Source organism: Pseudarthrobacter sp. J47, assembly GCF_049810315.1.
In the GTDB taxonomy this organism is placed as follows: domain Bacteria; phylum Actinomycetota; class Actinomycetes; order Actinomycetales; family Micrococcaceae; genus Arthrobacter.
The window spans coordinates 851,458-871,395 of the sequence record NZ_CP187358.1 but is presented as its reverse complement, the minus strand read 5'-3'; the positions used below and the strand labels follow the sequence as shown (position 1 = coordinate 871,395).

The 19,938-nt window shown below is 65.2% G+C and carries 17 protein-coding genes and 1 riboswitch; of the genes, 3 read left to right on the top strand and 14 right to left on the bottom strand.

From position 1 onward, the window contains the following. Positions 1 to 9 precede the first annotated feature (9 nt). Positions 10 to 951: a ribonuclease HI family protein gene (locus tag ACPJW8_RS03975; RefSeq protein ID WP_330186528.1), complete on the bottom strand. Its 942-nt coding sequence runs from the start codon at positions 949 to 951 to the stop codon at positions 10 to 12. A gap of 200 nt (positions 952 to 1,151) precedes the next feature. On the opposite strand from ACPJW8_RS03975, the gene ACPJW8_RS03970 reads away from it, so the two are divergent. Next, positions 1,152 to 2,471, top strand: coding sequence for a sugar ABC transporter substrate-binding protein (locus tag ACPJW8_RS03970; protein WP_330186527.1), 1,320 nt, complete (start codon positions 1,152 to 1,154; stop codon positions 2,469 to 2,471). Positions 2,472 to 2,559: 88 nt separating this feature from the next. Here the strand turns inward: ACPJW8_RS03970 and groL are convergent, their stop codons facing one another. The 5 genes from groL to ACPJW8_RS03945 form a co-directional block, all read right to left on the bottom strand. Further along, positions 2,560 to 4,194 (bottom strand): chaperonin GroEL, encoded by a 1,635-nt coding sequence (groL, locus tag ACPJW8_RS03965; protein ID WP_330186526.1) that lies wholly within the window; start codon positions 4,192 to 4,194, stop codon positions 2,560 to 2,562. A 331-nt stretch (positions 4,195 to 4,525) separates the two neighbouring features. Next, positions 4,526 to 5,764, bottom strand: coding sequence for an ABC transporter substrate-binding protein (locus ACPJW8_RS03960; protein WP_330186525.1), 1,239 nt, complete (start codon positions 5,762 to 5,764; stop codon positions 4,526 to 4,528). Positions 5,765 to 5,772: 8 nt separating this feature from the next. After that, positions 5,773 to 5,979: a cold-shock protein gene (locus tag ACPJW8_RS03955; protein ID WP_330186524.1), complete on the bottom strand. Its 207-nt coding sequence runs from the start codon at positions 5,977 to 5,979 to the stop codon at positions 5,773 to 5,775. Positions 5,980 to 6,102: 123 nt separating this feature from the next. Next, on the bottom strand, positions 6,103 to 6,720 hold the full coding sequence (locus tag ACPJW8_RS03950; protein ID WP_330186523.1) for a LytR C-terminal domain-containing protein: 618 nt from the start codon (positions 6,718 to 6,720) through the stop codon (positions 6,103 to 6,105). A gap of 49 nt (positions 6,721 to 6,769) precedes the next feature. Next, positions 6,770 to 7,102 carry a DUF3263 domain-containing protein gene (locus tag ACPJW8_RS03945; protein WP_330186522.1) on the bottom strand — a complete coding sequence of 111 codons (333 nt, stop codon included), beginning with the start codon at positions 7,100 to 7,102 and terminating at the stop codon, positions 6,770 to 6,772. A 95-nt stretch (positions 7,103 to 7,197) separates the two neighbouring features. Between ACPJW8_RS03945 and ACPJW8_RS03940 the strand changes: the two genes are divergently transcribed. Continuing rightward, the gene (locus tag ACPJW8_RS03940; RefSeq protein ID WP_425256407.1) at positions 7,198 to 7,971 is read left to right on the top strand and encodes a uracil-DNA glycosylase; all 774 of its coding nucleotides are present in this window, start codon (positions 7,198 to 7,200) and stop codon (positions 7,969 to 7,971) included. A 15-nt stretch (positions 7,972 to 7,986) separates the two neighbouring features. After that, positions 7,987 to 8,826: a siderophore-interacting protein gene (locus tag ACPJW8_RS03935; protein ID WP_330186521.1), complete on the top strand. Its 840-nt coding sequence runs from the start codon at positions 7,987 to 7,989 to the stop codon at positions 8,824 to 8,826. Between the two features lie 25 nt (positions 8,827 to 8,851). On the opposite strand, the gene ACPJW8_RS03930 is transcribed toward ACPJW8_RS03935, so the two are convergent. From ACPJW8_RS03930 to ACPJW8_RS03895, 8 genes are all read right to left on the bottom strand, one after another. Continuing rightward, positions 8,852 to 10,336 carry a threonine/serine exporter family protein gene (locus ACPJW8_RS03930; protein WP_330186520.1) on the bottom strand — a complete coding sequence of 495 codons (1,485 nt, stop codon included), beginning with the start codon at positions 10,334 to 10,336 and terminating at the stop codon, positions 8,852 to 8,854. Between the two features lie 35 nt (positions 10,337 to 10,371). Next, positions 10,372 to 11,661, bottom strand: a complete 1,290-nt coding sequence (locus tag ACPJW8_RS03925; RefSeq protein ID WP_330187005.1) for a peptidoglycan bridge formation glycyltransferase FemA/FemB family protein — start codon at positions 11,659 to 11,661, stop codon at positions 10,372 to 10,374. An 87-nt stretch (positions 11,662 to 11,748) separates the two neighbouring features. Further along, on the bottom strand, positions 11,749 to 12,822 hold the full coding sequence (locus tag ACPJW8_RS03920; RefSeq protein WP_330186519.1) for a lipid II:glycine glycyltransferase FemX: 1,074 nt from the start codon (positions 12,820 to 12,822) through the stop codon (positions 11,749 to 11,751). 88 nt (positions 12,823 to 12,910) lie between these two features. After that, positions 12,911 to 14,308, bottom strand: coding sequence for an L-serine ammonia-lyase (locus ACPJW8_RS03915; protein ID WP_330186518.1), 1,398 nt, complete (start codon positions 14,306 to 14,308; stop codon positions 12,911 to 12,913). 42 nt (positions 14,309 to 14,350) lie between these two features. Then, on the bottom strand, positions 14,351 to 14,725 hold the full coding sequence (gene gcvH / locus ACPJW8_RS03910; protein ID WP_330186517.1) for a glycine cleavage system protein GcvH: 375 nt from the start codon (positions 14,723 to 14,725) through the stop codon (positions 14,351 to 14,353). 139 nt (positions 14,726 to 14,864) lie between these two features. Continuing rightward, positions 14,865 to 16,013, bottom strand: coding sequence for a glycine cleavage system aminomethyltransferase GcvT (gene gcvT, locus ACPJW8_RS03905; protein ID WP_330186516.1), 1,149 nt, complete (start codon positions 16,011 to 16,013; stop codon positions 14,865 to 14,867). 68 nt (positions 16,014 to 16,081) lie between these two features. Further along, on the bottom strand, positions 16,082 to 18,943 hold the full coding sequence (gcvP, locus tag ACPJW8_RS03900) for an aminomethyl-transferring glycine dehydrogenase (protein ID WP_330186515.1): 2,862 nt from the start codon (positions 18,941 to 18,943) through the stop codon (positions 16,082 to 16,084). A gap of 145 nt (positions 18,944 to 19,088) precedes the next feature. Then, positions 19,089 to 19,183, bottom strand: a riboswitch (glycine riboswitch). Between the two features lie 112 nt (positions 19,184 to 19,295). Then, positions 19,296 to 19,877 carry a TetR/AcrR family transcriptional regulator gene (locus ACPJW8_RS03895; RefSeq protein WP_330186514.1) on the bottom strand — a complete coding sequence of 194 codons (582 nt, stop codon included), beginning with the start codon at positions 19,875 to 19,877 and terminating at the stop codon, positions 19,296 to 19,298. Between the last annotated feature and the right edge of the window lie 61 nt (positions 19,878 to 19,938).

Genomic DNA, 19,938 nt, shown 5'->3' with positions numbered 1-19,938 from the left:
TGGTTGGAGCTAGAGCTCCGGGGTGCCCTGGTGGAAACGAAGCCGCCACTGCTCGCCATCGAGCACCCACAGGGAGCTCCGGAGGACAGAGCCTGTCCGCGAATAGCTTCGGTAGGTCAGCAGGATAGCGCTGGTGCCGACGCGGTCCGCGCCAAGGACGTCCATCCGGAGCTTCTCCCCAGGGTCCTCCTCCAGTTCCAGCAGGATGGCGTCACGGCTCCACATCCGCCCTGAAGCGCCGATCTCCTGGTAGTCCGGGTGCAGCAGCACCCCGGTCCGGCCGATGTCCGCACGTACTTCCGGCACGAGCAGTTCGCGCTCCAGCCTCTCCACCTCGGCCTCGGGGTTATCCGCCACCTGTTGCAGCCCCGAGGCAGCTTCACGTTCAAGCTCGCTGAAGAGGTCATCCGCGTAGTATTCGGAGTCGGGCACCGCCTGGCGGGCCGGCGCCGCCGGAGGTGCTGTTGAAGCCGCCGCGGAGCCTGACATGGCGAATCCCGGGCCGCGGCGGGGTTCGATCCCCTGCTGGTAGGCAGTGGCGGCCGCTCTGGCCCGTTCGTCAGCTGCCTCGTTAAGGTTGTGGCCCGCGTGCCCCTTGACCCACTCGAACGTGTATTTGCGTCCGGTCAGCGCGCGGTCGATGTCCTGCAGCAGCTCCACGTTCAGAACTGGCTTGCCGTCCGCTTTGCGCCAGCCTTTGCGCTTCCAGCCCGGCATCCATTTGGTCACCGAATTAATGACGTACTGGCTGTCGCAGAGGATGTGTAGCTTCTCGTCCGGCAGGTGCTCGGTGGCGCGGAACAGGTCCAGCACGGCCATCAGCTCGCCCTGGTTATTGGTGCCGTGCGGCCAGCCACCTGCACGCCAGCAGTTCTCGTCCACGTACCAGGCCCATCCGGCGGGGCCCGGGTTTCCCAATGCCGAACCGTCGGCTGCTGCTGTAATCGTCACCGGACCATCCTGCCAGAAGTGGCCGACATCCACGTGCCGTCTTCCTGCCGCCCTGAGCCACAAGTGCGCCGTCCTCCGCGGGAAAACGTTTACCGAAAGTCCTTGACTCCCCCTGCGCCACCACGGCAGAATCAGAAAACCAATTCGAGAAAGCGTTTTCTCACCTAACTTTGCACCATCAGAATCCGGAAGGCATATCAATGACGATTCCACCCCTGACCAGGAGAAGGTTCCAGCTCGGCGCCGTGGCAGTTGCCGTCTCGCTGCTCGCCAGCGGTTGCGGCGCGGCGGGCGGCTCCGGCGGCACCGATGGCAATAAGGAGGTCACGCTGAGGTTTGCCTGGTGGGGCAACGAGTACCTCAACTCCCAGACGGAGAAGGTGATCGATGCCTTCGAGGCCGCGAACCCCACCATCAAGATCGAATCCGAACCCGGTGAGTGGAGCAGCTACTGGGACAAGCTGGCCACCAAGACTGCCGCCAACGATGCCCCGGACGTCATCCAGATGGACCAGAAGTACATTGCCGAATACGGCGGCCGCGGGGCCCTCCTGGACCTGGCCAAACAGGAGGGCATCGATACCTCAAAGCTGGCCGAAGAGGCCTTGGCATCAGGCCAGTACGATGGCGCACAGTATGGCCTGAGCACGGGCCAGAACGCCTACGTCGTGATGGCCAACACCAAGGTCTTCGAAGCAGCAAACGTCCCGCTGCCGGACGACACCACCTGGACGTGGGACGACTTCGTGGAGACTGCCGCGAAGATCAGCGCCTCAGGGGACGGCAGCACTTACGGCGCGGCCTATGGAAGCAATGAGGCGGACCTGATCATCTGGCTCCGCCAGCACGGCCAGAACCTCTATTCGGAGGACGGCAAGCTGGACTTCGACACTGCCACAGCCGCGTCCTTCTGGGAGCGGCTGAAGGAGCAGCGCGATTCCAAGGCAAGCCCGCCCGCCACCGTAGCAACGGAGGACGCCGGAGCCGGCCTGGAGGAAAGCCTCTTTGGAACCAACCGGGTGGGCATGGCCTGGTGGTGGACCAACCAGCTCGGCTCCCTGGAGGCGACCACCGGCAACAGCATCAAGATGCTCCGGGCTCCCAGCGCGGACGGCACGGCGGCTGAGAACGGGATGTACTACAAGCCCACCATGTTCTGGTCCGCCTCCTCGCGGACCAAGCACCCGGAAGCCACGGCCAAGTTCATCGACTTCCTGACGAACAGCCCCGAGGCCGGAGCCATCCTGATGACGGACCGCGGTGTGCCCACCAACACGGAGATCGTTGAGTCCATCACGCCGTCGCTGAAGCCGGCAGATACCACGGTGGTGTCGTTCCTGAAGGACATCGAGCCGGACATGAAGGAGGCGCCGCCCGTGCCTCCTGTGGGTGCCGGCAGCGTGCAGAACGTTATCAAGCGGTACACGGATGAGGTGCTCTACGACAGGCTCACCCCGCAGGCCGCAGCCGAGGCGTTCAAGAAGGAAGTTGAAGGAATGATTTCCAGCGCCAGCAAGTAGGACCAGCAGGCTGTAAAAAGCACAAAAAAGCGGCTTCCCCGCAAGGAGGAAGCCGCTTTTTTGTGCGGAGCAGGTCCGGCTGTGGGGGCTAGAAGCCGCCCATGCCGCCCATGCCACCCATGTCGTCGCCGCCCGCGGGGGCAGCGTTCTTCTCGGGCTTGTCAGCAACAACGGCCTCGGTGGTGAGGAACAGGCCGGCAATGGAAGCCGCGTTCTGCAGTGCAGAGCGGGTCACCTTGACCGGATCGTTGATGCCGGCGGCCAGCAGGTCGACGTACTCGCCGGTTGCAGCGTTCAGGCCATGGCCAGCGGGCAGGCCGCGGACCTTGTCCACCACAACGCCGGGCTCGAGGCCGGCGTTGAAGGCGATCTGCTTCAGCGGGGCGTCGATGGCAACGCGGACGATGTTCGCACCGGTTGCTTCGTCACCGGACAGGGTCAGGTTGGCGAATGCCTTGGCGCCGGCCTGGATGAGGGCAACGCCACCACCGGCGACGATGCCTTCTTCAACGGCAGCCTTTGCGTTGCGGACTGCGTCCTCAATGCGGTGCTTGCGTTCCTTGAGCTCAACCTCGGTTGCGGCACCGGCCTTGATGACTGCAACGCCGCCGGCCAGCTTGGCCAGGCGCTCCTGCAGCTTCTCGCGGTCGTAGTCCGAATCGGAGTTCTCGATCTCGGCGCGGATCTGGGAAACGCGGCCGGCGATCTGGTCGGCGTCGCCTGCACCTTCAACGATGGTGGTCTCGTCCTTGGTGACAACAACCTTGCGGGCGCTGCCCAGGAGTTCCAGTCCGGCGTTCTCCAGCTTGAGGCCGACTTCCTCGGAGATGACCTGGCCACCGGTGAGGATGGCGATGTCAGCGAGCTGGGCCTTGCGGCGGTCGCCGAAGCCCGGAGCCTTGACGGCAACGGACTTGAAGGTGCCGCGGATCTTGTTCACGATCAGCGTGGCCAGGGCCTCGCCTTCGATGTCCTCGGCGATGATCAGCAGCGGCTTGTTGGACTGCATGACCTTTTCCAGGACAGCAACCAGTTCCTTGACGTTGGAGATCTTGGAGTTGACGATCAGGATGTACGGATCCTCGAGGACCGTTTCCTGGCGCTCAGCGTCCGTGACGAAGTAGGCGGAGATGTAACCCTTGTCGAAGCGCATGCCTTCGGTGAGCTCAAGCTCCAGGCCGAAGGTGTTGGACTCCTCGACCGTGATAACGCCTTCCTTGCCAACCTTGTCCAGGGCTTCGGCAATGAGGGCACCGATTTCATCGTCACCGGCGGAGATGGACGCCGTAGCAGCGATTTCTTCCTTGGTTTCGATTTCCTTGGCGGAAGCCAGGAGTTCGGTGGTGACGGCGTCAACGGCCTTTTCGATACCGCGCTTGAGGGACAGCGGGTCCGCGCCGGCGGCTACGTTGCGCAGGCCTTCCTTGACGAGGGCCTGGGCCAGGACGGTTGCGGTGGTGGTGCCGTCGCCTGCGACGTCATCCGTCTTCTTGGCAACTTCCTTGACCAGCTCGGCGCCGATCTTCTCGTAAGGATCGTCCAGCTCGATCTCCTTGGCGATGGAAACACCATCGTTGGTGATCGTGGGGGCGCCCCACTTCTTTTCGAGGACGACGTTGCGGCCACGCGGGCCGAGGGTGACCTTAACGGCGTCGGCGAGGGTGTTCAGGCCCCGCTCAAGGCCGCGGCGTGCCTCTTCATCAAATGCAATGATCTTGGCCATAACGGCAGTAGTCCTTTCGGGACAGTCGTTAAGAATGGACCGTTGCTGTAGTGCCCGCGACGGACGATCCTTCGCCACCGGCCTCTGTACGCCGGCGGTTGCGGGATCTCACCCAGCAAAGGTGTTTTCTTTCGCTCCCTGCCCAGAGCGCCATGCGGGCCGGAAACCGGTCAACATTTAGCAGTCTGTACGCGGGAGTGCTAAGTCAATAATTAGCACTCCCCCGATGAGAGTGCAAGCAGAGGGACCCCGCAAGACCTGCATTCCGGGGGCAGGTTCGCTGCCGGCGATCATGGCAGCGCGTGCGCGGCGACGCCGCCTGTGGCAGCACTCAGCCGTCAGTTCGTGCGGCGGCTTCCTTGCCCGACAGTGTGGCCTTGTTATCCGGCCCATAGGTGAAGGTCATGTAGTTGGCAGCGGTGACGTCGCCGTTTTCGTCGAAGGCCACCGGGCCGGACTGGCCGTCGTAGTCCGCGCCGGAACCAGCGGACAGCAGCTTGCGGCATTCGGCGAACGTGGTGCACACGGTCCGTTCCCCGGCGTCGTCCGCAGATCCCCCGGAAACAGCGATCAGACCGGCGGCGATGGAACTGCCGGAATCATCCTGGCGGGCCTCGGCTGCCAGCGCCGCAAGGATGGTGGCGTCATAGGCCTCGGCCGCGAACGTCAGGTCTTTCAGGCCCTTGTCCACGGTGAGCAGCCGGTCCTGGAATTGGGCGGAGGGGAAAACACCCGGAAGTATGGCACGCGCTCCCTTGAGCGTGCCGTTTGCCAGCCCGGAACCGTACTGGTCGAACGCGCCGTCAGCCAGGAGCAGTTTCTCCCCCGGGATGCCGGCGTTCTTCAGTTCCGCCAGGGCGCCCTGGGCACCTTCACGGGCAATAACGACGACGGCGTCCGCGGCGGCGTCGCGGACCTTGCCGGCCGCTTCGGCGGCTTCGCCCGGCGCGAATTCTGCGACGACCGGAGCCCCAAGCCCTGATTCCTCCGCAACGGAAGCAACGGCGTCGGACACGCCCTTTCCGTAACCGCCTTCCTGGTGGATCACGGCGATGCTTTTGGCGCCGGTGGCGGTGGCCATCTTGACGAGCACCGCGGCCTGGGCAACATCTGCCGCCGCCGTGCGGAAGTAATAGCCGCCGGACTTGTAACTGGTGAGGCCGGCAGAGGTATTGGCCGGTGAGATCAGGGTGATGCCGGCGCGTGAGAGGACGTCAATCGCTGCCGGAGCGTTACCGGAATCGGTAGGGCCAATTACAACGTCGGCCTTGCGCTCAGCAAGCGTTCTGGCCTGCGCCGCGGAATCGCCGGTGGCAGGTTCCAGGACTTCCACGGGCTTGCCTTTGTGGCCGCCGGCCGCGTTGACATCCTTGACAGCCAGTTCAACTGCGGCCCGCTGGGCATCGTTGAGGAACGACTGGCTGCCGGTGTTGTCCAGGATGACGCCGACCCGGAGGGTCCCGTCACCACTGGCTTCGGCGTCGGCCACACGGGCATTCCCGGGGACACCGCTGCAGGCGGTCGCGCCCAGGAGCAGGACGGCCGTGAGGCCCAGGGCAGAGCTTCGCACAGCAGGAATCACTGGGCCGGCCGGACGCTTTCGGCCTGGGGGCCCTTCTGGCCTTCACCGATTTCAAGTTCCACGCGCTGGCCTTCTTCCAGGGCCCGGTAGCCCTCGCCCTGGATGGCGGACCAATGGACAAAAACGTCATCGCCGGATTCGTCGACCGAAATGAAGCCATAGCCTTTTTCGGCGTTGAACCATTTGACGGTTCCCAGTGCCATGGTCCCCAACTTTCACCTTGCGCGCGGATCAAAACTTATGGCTACTCTAGCCAGCCACAGGGTTCGCCACGCGTCTGCCACGTGGAGGCAGCCCAATAGTTATTCAGGCGTGACCGCTGCAGGCTACTGGTAGCCCGGTCCCAGTACGACCACCAGCGGAACCTGGAATTCAGCGCTCTCAACCTGGGTGGTAATGCGCAGCAACTCCCCGAGGGCTTCGGCGTTGGCCTGCTGCCCGGGAGCATAGAAGATGACGGACGCCGGTTGCGCGGAACCGCCCCAGTTGGCGACTTCTGCCACGGCCCAGCCGTCCGTCTGCACGACGCCGCCCACCTGGCCGGCCAGGCCGGCTACTCCGGCGCCGTTGTAGACGGCCACGGCCTGGGTCTTATCCAGCCCGCCCGTGGTTTCCGACGGCGTCGGTTCAGGTTCCGGTTCAGCTGACGGTTCCTCAGCGGGCGCGGTGGCCGTGGGCTCGGCCGGGGCCTCCGACGTCGGAGCGTCAGTGGGTGCCGACGATTCACTGGGGCTGTCGCTCACCGCGGCGGGGGTTCCGCCGGGGCCAAAGCCCAAGGTGGGAAGGATAAAGAACGCCCCCACACCAACCAGCAGGGCAGCAATGCCAACCGCCATGATGGGCCACAGCCGCTTGCGGGCCGGTGCCGCTACCGTCCTGTGGACGCCTTGGCGTGCAGAGGTTTCCGGTACCTGGTCAAATTCATCCCGGGCGTATTTGGTCATGGTGGCGAGTCATCCTTGGTTGGTGCAGCTGATGGCTCAGCGCGGACTTTTACGCGTCCGAGCCCAGGCGGCGTGCCGTCCTGGCGCGTTGACGCGACGTACGTAGTCTACGCAATCTCTTGACCAGCATGGGATCGTAGGCCAAAGCGTCCTCGGTATCGATGAGCGCGTTGAGGAACTGATAGTAGTGCGTTGCCGAGAGTCCGAACAGTTCCCGGATGGCCTGTTCCTTGGCACCGGCGTACTTCCACCACTGCCGTTCCAGTGCCAGCATCTGCTGGTCGCGTTCGGACAGCGGTGAGTCGCGGAGCGTAAACCCGGCCAACAGGGAGGCCTCGCCGGCGGGCTGGTGCTGCGGGAGTTCGTGCGCTGGTTCTGCCACGGCAAAATCCTTCCTGCGGGCAGGGTCAAAGTGTTCCTCCCATGCTACGGACGAATAACACCGTTGTCATTTGCCCCGGCTGCAAGAATGGACGGGTGTTTGATCCCGAACCGCTTTTTGACCTGCCGCCCACCCGGCGCAGCGAGGACGACGCCGCCGAGCTGCGGGACATGGCGACGCGTCCCCTGGCTGACCTCATGGCGCCCGATTGGGCAACCGCGTTGGTGAGCGTGGAGCCGGACCTGCGGAAGGTGCTGTCCTTTGTGGCAGACGAAGCCGCAGCGGGGCACCTGGTCCTCCCGGCGCCGTCGAACATTCTCCGGGCTTTCCGGCAGCCGCTGGCGGACGTTCGGGTGCTGGTGGTTGGCCAGGATCCGTACCCAACGCCCGGGCACGCAGTGGGATTGTCCTTCGCCGTGGAAAGGACCACACGGCCCATTCCCCGCAGCCTCGCCAACATTTACCGGGAACTCGAAGCGGACCTGGGGCTCCCCCCACGGGTCCATGGCGATCTCTCGGCCTGGACAGATCAGGGAGTGCTGCTGCTGAACACCGTCCTGACCGTACGCGAAGGGGCGGCCGCCTCGCATCGGGGCAAGGGCTGGGAACCCGTCACCGCCGCCGCGATCCGCGCTGTTGCCGGCCGCCGGCGCACGGACGGCACCCGGCAGCCGCTGGTGGCAATCCTGTGGGGCCGCGATGCGCAAAACCTCGGACCGCTGCTGGACGGCGCCCCCGCCGTGGCCAGTGCACACCCAAGTCCGCTCTCTGCCTCCCGGGGCTTTTTCGGATCCCGGCCTTTCAGCACGGTCAACACGCTGCTGGAGGAGCAGGGGGCGGCCCCCGTTTCCTGGGAACTGCCGAGTTAACTTAGGCTTACCTACATGACTACTTCCCCTGCGGGCACCACGGCGCTGCGCCGGGCCAGGCCGATTATCACCCTGACCGTGCTTCGCCGTGAACAGCTTTCCGCGCACATGATCAGGATTGTGGCGGGCGGGCCCGGCTTTGGCCAATTCGTGAACAACAGCTTTGTGGACCGCTACGTGAAGATCTCCTTCCTGCAGCCCGGGGTGGAATATCCGCAGCCGCTGGACCTGATGGCCATCAAGGAAACCATGCCGCGCGAGCAGTGGCCCGTCACCCGCACCTACACCATCCGGTGGGTGGATGAGGCCGCGCAGGAGCTCGCGATCGACTTCGTCAACCACGGCGACGAAGGGCTTGCCGGCCCATGGGCGGCCAACGCCCGGCCCGGTGATACGTTCAGCTTCTCCGGCCCAGGTGGAGCGTACAACCCGGACCCCGACGCCGACTGGTACCTGTATGCGGGCGACGAGGCCGCTATCCCGGCAATCGCCGCAGCCATTGAATCCCTTCCGGCCCATGCCCGCGGGCTCGCCTTCCTGGAAGTGGACAACGAAGCGGAGGTCCAGGACATCAAGGCACCTGCCGGCCTGGAACTGCGCTGGATCTTCCGCAGGGGCGGCCCGGCCGGTGCCCCTGAATTCCTGGCCACCGCCGTCCGGACCGCCCAGTGGCCAGCGGGCACGGTCCAGGTGTTCGCACACGGCGAGCGCGGATCCATGAAGGCGCTGCGCGAGGTGTTCTTCAGCGAGCGCGGCCTGGACCGCAAGCAGGTCTCACTGTCCGGCTACTGGGCCCAGGGCCGCGTTGAGGACGACTTCCAGGCGGAAAAGAAGCTGCCCATCGGCCAGATCTAAGGCGACAGGTCTAGACACCAGTCAGCTAGCGCCTGCGGGCCCGGCGACGTTCGTTGCTGGCCAGGCCACCGGTCAGCGGCCTCGCCAGGACGTCACCCAGCACAATTCCGCCGGCTGTTCCCAGGACGATTGCCCCGGCGTTCAGCATGCCGCCGAAGCCGAACAGGATCTCCGACTCCTCGATGGTGAGTACGTACATGGAGCGGAAGATCGTCAGGCCAGGCAGCAGGATCAGCGCCGCCGGAACGGCCACCACCAGCTGCGGTGCGCCCATCTTCAGCGCCACCACCCGGCCCAGCAGACCGATGACGACGGCGGACAGCGCCGGGGAGAACCTGTCGCCGATGCCGATGGCTCCGGCACCCACCAGCACCAGGTAGCCGGCAATGCCCACCGCGGCAGTGGGCAGCAGGAGGTTCCAGGAGGTCTGTTCGGTGATGGCGATGGCCATAACGGCGATCGCGGTCAGGAGCACCAGCACCCAAAGGTCGTAGGCGGGCGGGAACGTCTGGGTCACATCGATAGGCTGCATCCCGGTCAGCTGCCCCACCAGGAAGGCCACGGCTATGCCGGCCACGAGGGCGCCGAACGTCAGCAACGTGGACAGGAACCGGCCTGCGGCCGTTACGGGGAAGCCGTTGATCGCATCCTGCACAGACGAGACCAGCCGGCCGGTGGGCAGGAGCAGCAAGATGCCGCCCACCACCACGATCGCCGGTGAATTGGTCAGTTCAAAACGCCACAACAGCAGCGCGGAGAGCGTCACCGCGAAGGAACATGCCGCCGTCGTAAAGAAGTCCGGAACCCGCCACCGGCCCAGTTGGCGGCCCAGCAGGTTCACCCCGATGTTCAGGGCGAAGGCGAACAGCGAAGAGACGGGGCCGCCGCCAAGGACGCCCACAAACGCAGCGGCGAACACGCCGAACGCCACGGTGACCATCCACCGGGGAAAGGGCTTGGGGCTGGTGATGGCGTCGTCGAGGCGGCGGATGGCCTCGTCACGGCCCACTCCCCCGGCAACGATGTCGCTGACCAGCTGGTGGACCTTGGCCAGGCCGGCGTAGTTGTTGGTCCAGGACCGCACCACGCGGAGCAGTGCAACGGGCGGCTGGTCCTTGGGGGCGTAGTTGATCGCGACGGACTGGTTGGTGATGTCCACTTCGATGTTCTTCAGGCCCAGGGCGGCGGTGACGGCGATGATGCTCGTCTCCACTTCCAGGGCACCAGCGCCGTACCGGAACATGGTTTCGGCAAGGTGCAGCGCGAAGTCCAGCGTCTTACGCGCCGAGGTGTCCACCCCGCCTACCTGGATCATCGGGTTGGCGTACGGGCTGCCGGCCAGCCTGTCCACAATGCTCAGCGGCGCCGTGGGCGGGTTCTCCCCCTGGACCAGGCGCTTGAGCATCTTCTTGGCAGCGATGTTCTGCCGGACCTGGGAGGGTGAAAGCGGCTCGGTCCTGGGCAGTCCGTCCGTGTGCGGACGCTTCTGCTGGTTACCTTGGTCGGTCACGCTGGTCCTCCTCCCGTTCTGGTGGTTCTGTGGTGTTACGCCCCGCGTTTCAGGGGCAGCTTCGCTGCAATCGTACGGCCGGCGGCCACGGCGGCACGCGCCAGGCTGTTGGCCCGGAATACCAGCGGCCGGACCGGGACCACGAAGTCGCCCATCAGCTGGACGACCTCGCCGCCGAAGCCCTTTTTGAACTCATAGCCGCCGTGGCCTTCCTGGTCCTGGCCCTGGATGCCGAACGTTCCGTAGAAGTTGTAGCGGGTGTAGCCCTTCTCCAGCGCATGCAGCATCATGCCCCAGTACAGGGACGTTGCACCGTTGAAGTAGATGTAGTCCTGCACCGTTCCGCCAATAACGCAGGTCAGCTCGTCGCCGTAGCAAACGAAGTGGATCGCGGCCACTGTCACCACGCCCACGGAGTCCGGGAACCGCTCGATGTCCTTGAGGCTGCGCTCGTAGCTGTCCACGAGGTCCTGGACCACCTTGATGCGGTTGGCCTTCTTCTTGCTGCCGGTCTCTTCAACCTCACGCTTGAGGTCCGCCAGCGCAACGGCCTCGGCATCGCGCCGTTCCGTGATGGACTTCCGGTAGGCCGGGATGTCGATCTTGGCCATCATCAGCTTGGTGAACTCGTCCGACGTGGTCCGCAGGAGCTTCTCGTAGTAGTCGCGTTCGCGGAAGACGAAGCCCTTCTCATTGCCCGCGGTGCTGAGGGCATCGTAGAAGTCGTCCAGTGTTTCCAGCGTGGCCTGCTCCAGGTACACGCCGTTCTTCTCGGCCTTGCGGATGGCCTTGCGGGTGCGGTAGCTGGTGCCCATGATCAGCTCTTCGGCGTCCTTGATGCCGGTCAGCGACTTGATGAACATCCAGTTGACGTTGACGAAGTTCATGGCGTGGCCCTGGTGGACAAAGCCCAGGCCTTCCAGCTGTGCCGCAAGCGGCCTGTTGTCCAGCACCTCGGGGTGTTCGGCGCCGTCCTCATCCCGCGCTACCCAGGGCAGGTTGGGCGAGATGCGCAGTTCGGCCGCCTTGCGCTGCGCCGCATGCTTTTTCAGGAGCCCGACGACGTCACTGACCAGTGCGGCGTCCGTGTAGTCAACCAGGGGGCCCTTGGAGCAGTCGCATACGGTGTAGCCCAGCCGGTTACGGCTGTAGGCCAGCTTTGCGGCAGCCACCAGCTCCCCGTTGCGGGAGATGCCCACCAGTTCCACGTTCAGGCCGCGGGAGCGCTGGAAGCGGGTGAACGGTGCGGACTGGATGAAGTTGTTCTGCGGGTGCCCGGAAGCGAAGGCCTCGAAGTCGGAGTCGCTGAGGATGCTGAGCTCCAGGGCCGTGCCCAGGGCTGTACCGGAAGAATTCAAGGGTGTACCTCGCCTCAAAGTGGTGGACGTCAACGGATGGTGGGGCGGGAATCGTCAGTAGAACTGGGCGCCGGTGCGGGCTGTTTCGATGCGGCGCAGCACACGCTCGCCGCCCTTGACCCACAGGGCGTAGCGGACGGGGTCCAGCACCAGGTCGTGGCAGCCCACAAAATCGGTGACCACCTTGGTGAAGCTGGTCTTGAACATTCCCATGCCGGCCAGCGGGTGGGTCTTGTCCTTGATGCGGTCCGCCGGTGGCGTGCCGCAGAAGTCGTATTCCACGCAGCCCAGCTCCTGCATGCGGCGGATCGCCGCCCACTGCACCAGGTGGGAGTCACCGTACTGCTTGCGGTTCTGGGTGGAGCCGCCGTCCTTGTACGTGGCCTTGGAACCGTAGTTGATCACGAACGCGCCCACGCTGGGCTTGCCGTCCTCATAGACGAAGAAGAAGTTGCCCTGCCCGCGGTTGCAGAACTCGTCCCAGAACCGGGTGTAGTACTCGAAGCTGCGCAGCGGCATGGACCCCTTGGCGCTGACGGTGTCCGCCATGAGGTCATACAGGGCCTTGTACGTGGCCGGTCCGGGCTGTTCCTGGACTACCGTGCAGCCCTCGCGCTCGGCGCGGCGCACCGCGTTGCGGGCACGGGAGGAGATGGCCTTGAAGACCTCCTCTTCCGGTGCGCTGATGTCCAGGATGGCGGTGGAGTCGTTGGACTGGATGTTGGCAACCTTCACCAGCGGTGTTGCAGCCAGCACAGCGAGGTTTTCCGGCGTCGCCACCAGGTCCGGTTCCACCTTCAGTGCGAACACCTTCAGCTTGTTCGCCCGGATGAACGCTGCGCAGGCGTCCAGCATGGGCTGGAGTTCCGCGGCGTCAGTGGTGTCCGGGCCCTTGATCAGGTACCAGAGGCGTCCCAGGATGGGGAACTTCTTCTCCAGGACCAAGTTGTAGCTGGGGGTGCCGGATCCTTCCAGGACCAGGAACCGGGCGGTCCAGCCGTTGCCGTGCTTGACCGTGGCGTAGGCGGCGGACTGGAGCATGTTTCCGCCGTTGGGATTGGCCATCACGTGCTTGTCCCAGTTCTCGACTTCCCCGTCTGTGGCGAATCGGGCGGTGAATTCTCGCAAGGGTGCCGTGTCCAATCTGGTGTTGTTCGGTGCCGATTTCCAGATCCCAGTCTAAAGCCTGGCACGCATCAGGCCACTCAGGCGCCGGTCAGCACTCCACCACGTTGACGGCGAGGCCGCCCATTGCGGTTTCCTTGTACTTGGAGCTCATGTCCCTGCCGGTCTCCCGCATGGTCACGATCACTTCATCCAGCGAGACGCGGTGGGACCCGTCTCCCCAGAGCGCCATCTTGGCTGCGTTGATGGCCTTGGCGGCGGCAATGGCGTTGCGTTCGATGCACGGCACCTGGACCAGACCGCCAATGGGATCGCAGGTCAAACCCAGGTTGTGCTCCATGGCGATTTCCGCGGCGTTTTCCACCTGCTGCGGCGATCCGCCCATCACCTCAGCCAGGCCTGCGGCAGCCATGGACGACGCCGATCCAACCTCGCCCTGGCAGCCCACTTCAGCGCCGGAGATCGAGGCCTGCTCCTTGTAGAGCACCCCGATGGCACCGGCCGTCAGCAGGAACTTCACCACAACGTCGTCGCGGTCCTCCTGCGTGGCGTTCTCCATGCCCGGGGCAAAATGCAGGGCGTAGTACAACACGGCGGGAATGATCCCGGCGGCACCGTTCGTGGGCGCCGTCACCACCCGGCCACCAGAGGCGTTCTCCTCGTTGACCGCCAGGGCGATCAGGTTCACCCACTCCTGCCAGTACTTCGGATCGCGGTCCTTGTCCTCCTTCAGCAGCCGCTCATGCCAGTCAGGAGCACGACGCCGGACCTTCAGTCCGCCAGGCAGCAGGCCTTCGCGCTTCAGGCTGGTTTCAACGCAGCCCTCCATCACCGAATAGATGTGCAAGAGACCTTCACGGATCTCCTCCTCCGAACGGGAGGCACGCTCGTTGACCAGCATGATCTCGCCGATGGACAGGCCCTTGGACTGGCAGCGGCCCAGCAGCTCCGCGGCCGTGCGGAACGGCAGCGGAAGCTCCTTCTTGGACTCGTCCAGGTCCTTCAGCGCAGCGTCTTCCTCACCCTCACGCACAATAAAGCCGCCACCCACGGAGAAGAACGTTGCCTCATGAAGGACGGCGCCGGCGTCGTCCATCACGGCGAACTTCATGCCGTTGGTGTGCCGCGGCAGCACCGTGAGCGGGTGGAGGATCATGTCCTCCACCCCGTAAGGCAGCGGCACGGAGCCAGCCAGCTGCAGCGTCCCGGTCTCGGCGATGGACGCCAGGCGGGTCTCCACCTCGTCCGGCAGGATGAGCTCCGGGTAGAAGCCTTCCAGGCCAAGGAGCACCGCGGTCATGGTGCCGTGGCCGCGGCCCGTCGCCGCGAGCGAACCGTAAAGGTCCACCCGCAGCGAAGCAACCCGGCCAAGGTCTGCCGAATCCTTCAGTTCACCGGCAAAAACCGCGGCAGCCCGCATGGGACCCACGGTGTGGGAACTGGACGGGCCGATCCCGATGGAAAAAAGGTCAAAGACGCCAACAGCCATGGCCGGGTTCCTTAATGGAGGTAGTGATGGAGGTGCGGGACGTTACGCGTACTTGGACGTGTATTCCTCGGCGGACAGCAGTGGTCCGTCAGAAACAGCGGCCACCTTGAACAGCCAGCCGGCACCGTAGGGATCGCTGTTGATCAGCGCGGGATCCTCGGCAACGGCGGGGTTCACTTCGGTGACTTCGCCGGTGACGGGTGCGTAGAGGTCGGAAACGGATTTGGTGGATTCCACCTCACCGCAGGTCTCCCCTGCTGTCACCGTGGAGCCCACCTCAGGGAGTTCCACGTAGACGATGTCACCAAGGGCATCGGTGGCCACGGCGGAAATTCCCACCGACACAACGTTACCGGCTTCCCGGGCAACCCATTCGTGTTCGTCGGAGTACTGCAGTTCAGGAGCGACTGTTGCCATTTGTTTTTAGTCCTTTTGTCGGTGGTTGAGCCCGGTGATCGAGCCTGGGGCCACGGCCGCAGGGTTCCCTGGCCGAGCTTGCGAGGTTAGGGGCGGTTGGGGAGCGAGATCGGTTTCGACAAGCTCAACCACCGGCGGGTTACTTGGTGCGCTTGTAGAACGGCAGGGCGACGACCTCGAAGGGCTCCGCCTTACCGCGGAGGTCGATGTCCAGCGCGGTGCCGGGCTCGGTGAGCTCGACGTCCACGTAAGCCAGGGCAACCGGGTAGCCGAGTGTGGGCGAGGGCTGGCCGGAGGTGACTTCGCCGACGGCGGTGCCGTCCTTGAGTACCGGGTAGTGGGCGCGTCCGGCGCGGCGTCCCAGGCCCTTCAGACCCACCAGCTTGCGACCGGAGGTGGTCCCGACGCCGGCTTCCTTCTTTGCCGCCAGCGCCGCCTTGCCCACGAAGTCGCCTTCCTTGGACAGCGCCACAACGCCACCGAGTCCTGCGGCGAAGGGGTCTCCTTCCAGGGAAAGCTCGTTGCCGTACAGCGGCATTCCGGCCTCCAGGCGCAGCGAATCGCGACTGGCCAGGCCCGCCGGCGTCAGCTCGCCCTCATCTGCAATGGCTACGACCGCCTGCCAAAGAGCCGCGGCGTCGTCGTTGTCGACGAAGATCTCGAAGCCGTCTTCACCGGTGTATCCGGTGCGGGCCAGCAGGAGGTTCTTGCCGGCGCCGGACACCAGCAACGGGACCTCGACGGCGGCGTAGTACTTCAGGTCCGTGACCAGGCTGTGCTGGGCGGCCGGGACCAGGCGGAGCAGCAGTTCTTCTGCCTCCGGGCCCTGGACGGCGATCAGCGAGGTTTCGGCGGATGCGTCCCGCACCTCGACGTCGAACCCTGCCGCACGCTTGGCCAGGGCCTCGGCAACCACCACGGCGTTCCCTGCGTTCGGGACCACCAGGAAGACGTCCGTCCCATCATTAGCAGCAGGCCTGCGGTAGGTAATGAGATCGTCAATGATGCCGCCGTCTTCGTTGCAGATCAGCGAGTACTTGGCCTTGCCCACGGCCATGGCGGAGATCTTGCCCACCAGTGCGTAGTCCAGGAACGCGGCCGCTTCAGGGCCACTCACCCAGACCTCGCCCATGTGGGAGAGGTCGAACAGGCCTGCGGAGTTGCGGACAGCGTGGTGTTCGGCCAGCTCGGAGCTGTACTTCAGGGGCATCTGCCAGCCGCCGAAGTCCGTGAAGGAGGCACCGAGCTTTTTGTGCTCTTCGTACAGTGCCGTGTAATTCTCAGTCATTGAAAGTCCTTTCGGGCGGTGATCGGGCTTGTCGGGATCGGTTTCGACAAGCTCAACCACCGGGCGGATTAGTTCTCGAAGGCCTCGATGGGCGGGCAGGAGCAGACCAGGTTCCGGTCACCGGCCGCGCCGTCAATGCGGCCCACCGGCGGGAAGTACTTGTCCTGCTTCAGCGATGCCAGCGGGAACACGGCCTGCTCGCGCGGGTAGCTGCGGTCCCAGCTGGTGCTGATGGCAGCGGCAGCTGTGTGCGGGGCGTTGCGCAGCGGGCTCTCTTCTACCGTGAAGTCACCGGCGGCAACCTGCTCGATCTCCGCCCGGATCGCGATCATGGCGTCGATGAAGCGGTCCATTTCGCCGAGGTCCTCGGACTCCGTGGGTTCCACCATCAGCGTGCCGGCAACGGGGAACGCCAGGGTGGGCGCGTGGAAGCCGTAGTCGATCAGGCGCTTGGCCACGTCCTCAGCGGTCACACCGGTGCGGGCGGTCAGCTCGCGCAGGTCCAGGATGCACTCGTGCGCCACCAGTCCGCCTTCACCGGTGTACAGCACGGGGAAGGAGTCGTTGAGGCGGGACGCGATGTAGTTTGCCGCGAGCAGCGCCGACTTGGTGGCTTCGGTCAGGCCGTTGCCGCCCATCAGCTTCACGTAGGCCCAGGAAATCGGCAGGACACCCGCGGAGCCGTACTTCGAGGCGGAGATCGGGGTGCCGGCCTCGCCGTTGGCGGGATCGGCCGCGTTGCCCGGCATAAACGGTGCCAGGTGCGCCCTTGCGGCAACAGGCCCGACGCCGGGTCCGCCGCCGCCGTGCGGGATGCAGAACGTCTTGTGCAGGTTCAGGTGCGAGACGTCGCCGCCGAACATGCCCGGCTGGGCGAGGCCCACCAGGGCGTTGAGGTTGGCGCCGTCGATGTACACCTGGCCGCCGGCTGCGTGGATGGCGTCGCACACTTCGCGGACGTCGGCGTCGTACACACCGTGCGTGGACGGGTAGGTGATCATGATGCAGGACAGGGCGTCCTTGTTCGCTTCGATCTTCGCGGCGAGGTCTGCGTGGTCGATTGTGCCGTCGGCGGCGGTGGCTACCACAACCACCTTCATGCCGGCGAGGACGGCGGAGGCGGCGTTGGTGCCGTGCGCCGAGGCCGGGATCAGGCAGACATTGCGCTGTTCGTCCCCCCGGGACCGGTGGTAGCCGCGGATGGCCAGCAGGCCGGCCAGTTCGCCCTGGGATCCGGCGTTGGGCTGGATGGACACCTGGTCGTAACCGGTGATGGCGGTCAGCTTCGCCTCGAGGTCCTCGATCAGTTCACGCCAGCCCTCGGTCTGGGAATCGGGCGCGAACGGGTGGATGGAGGCGAACTCCGGCCAGGAGATCGCTTCCATCTCGGCGGTGGCGTTCAGCTTCATGGTGCAGGAACCCAGCGGGATCATGGTGCGGTCCAGTGCCAGGTCACGGTCCGAAAGCCGGCGGATGTAGCGCAGCATCTGCGTTTCGGAACGGTGCGTGTTGAACACCGGGTGCTGCAGGTATTCGGAGGAACGCCCGACGGCGGTATCCAGGGCGAATGCGTCGGTCGCCTTCACGGCCTGGGCACCAAAGGCGGCCAGGACGGCGTCGACGATGTCCGCCGTCGTGGTCTCATCCGTGGAGACGCCAACGGTGTCGGCGTCGATGCTGCGCAGGTTGATTCCACGGTCTTCGGCGGCGGCGATGATGCCCGCAGCCTTGCCCGGCACGGTGACCGTGACCGTGTCGAAGAAGCTGGTGTGGCGGACGGCAAAACCGGCAGAGCTCAGCGATGCGGCGAGCGTCCGGGCGTGGCCGTGGACGGTTTCGGCAATCGCCTTCAGGCCATCCGGGCCGTGGTAGACGGCGTAGAAGGAAGAAACGATGGCCAGCAGCGCCTGCGCAGTACAGATGTTGGACGTGGCCTTCTCGCGGCGGATGTGCTGCTCGCGGGTCTGCAGGGCCAGGCGGTACGCGGGGATGCCGGCGGAGTCCTTGGAGACGCCCACCAGGCGGCCCGGCATGGAACGCTCCATGCCCTTCTGGACTGCCATGTAGGCCGCGTGCGGGCCACCGTAGAACAGCGGAACACCGAAGCGCTGCGCGGACCCGACGGCGATGTCGGCACCCTGCTCGCCCGGAGGGGTGATGAGCGTCAGTGCCAGGAGGTCTGCTGCGACGGTGACCAGGGCACCGCGTTCCTTGGCGTCGGCAATCACGGCTGTGTGGTCGAACACCCGGCCGGAAACACCAGGCTGCTGAAGCACCACACCGTTGATGGCGCCGTCGGGCAATCCGTTGGACAGGTCCGCGACCTCCACCTCAAAGCCGAGTGCCTCGGCACGGCCCTTGACGATCGCGATGGTCTGCGGGAGGCAGTCGGCGTCGAGGACAGTCTTGCCGTCCTTGGCGTCCTTGTTCTTATTGGCCCGGCGCATCATCAGCACGGCCTCGGCAACGGCGGTCGCTTCGTCCAGGAGGGATGCGTTGGCAATGGGCAGGCCCACCAGGTCCTGCACCATGGTCTGGAAGTTCAGCAGCGCCTCGAGCCGGCCCTGCGAGATCTCCGGCTGGTAGGGCGTGTAGGCGGTGTACCAGGCCGGGGCTTCCAGCACGTTGCGGCGGATCACCGGCGGGGTCACGGTGTCGTAGTAGCCCTGGCCGATCATCTGTACGGCCGTCTTGTTCTTGCCGGCCAGCTTGCGGAGTTCCGCCAGGACCTCCACCTCGCTGAGCGCGTTGCCCAGCTCCAGCGCGGTGTCCTGCCGGATGTCCTTGGGAACCGCGGTATCCACCAGGGAATCCACGGAGTCGAAGCCGACGGCCTTCAGCATGGTGTTGACGTCGGCATCATGGCGGGCGCCAATATGCCTGTCAACAAAAGAAGTAGAGGCTGGAATAACGGTCACAAGGAACTCCATAACTCAGGCGGCGCAGGGTACGCCACAACGATTGGGCTCCTCCCCGCTCTGTATGGAACCTGAGAGTTTCCGCGGGGCCGGCTATACCGGAATCACGCTTGCACCGTCGGTGAGCGGGCTGCTGCCTGCTACTTTCCAGAGTTGCCTCGCCGCGGCGGTACGTGGGCCTGAGAGATTCCTGGGGAGGATTTGCTCCTACGGCGCCTGCTTGTACTGGCAGGGCTCTCCCGCCGCAGATCAAAGGCTTATTCAGTTGGTGTTGCCTAATGGCAAGACTGCTTTGGGCGGCCAAATGTGGCGCCCGTAACTTTCCTATTCTCCTATGCCGGAGACGCTGGGGCAAATGGCGTGGTCAGCCGCGGAGACGCTCGACGGCGGCCAGGAGGCTTTCGACGTCGGCAGCCCTGTTGGGTGCCTGCCCGCCCGCGTGGCCGGGTGCCCGCCCGCCCTCTTCGGGGCCCGGATCCGGGGCACCTTCCCACATGGCGTTGAAGTACAGTCCGTCCCCCATGTAGCGGACAGCCTTGGCCATCTCCGGACCAACGTCATCAGCCAGCAGCTCCAGCCAGCGTTGCTGGATGCCGGCAAACCGCTGGCGTGTTTCCTCGTGCGCCACCTCCGCCAGCCGGGTCGCGGCAACAAACACCCTGTCCAGTGGAGTGTCCGCCCATACGGAGGACCTGATGAAGTAGGCGGCTGCCCCTTCGTCCGCTGCCGCCATGGCCGCGGCATCCTCGCCGGCCAGCTGGTCCAGCCGTTCCAGGAGGGCCGAAATCAGGGCTTCCTTGTTGGGGAAGTGGTACAGCAGACCGCCCTTGGACACACCGGCGCGTTTGGCAACGGCGTCGAGGGTGGCGGCCCGCTCGCCTACCTCGATCAGCAGGGACTCGAACGCGTCCAGCACGGCGTCGCGGGCTACGGGTTTTCTTGCCATGGGGTCAATCATGCCTTCTTCCGGGCGATCGGTTCTTAACTATACCGTCCAGACGGTATAG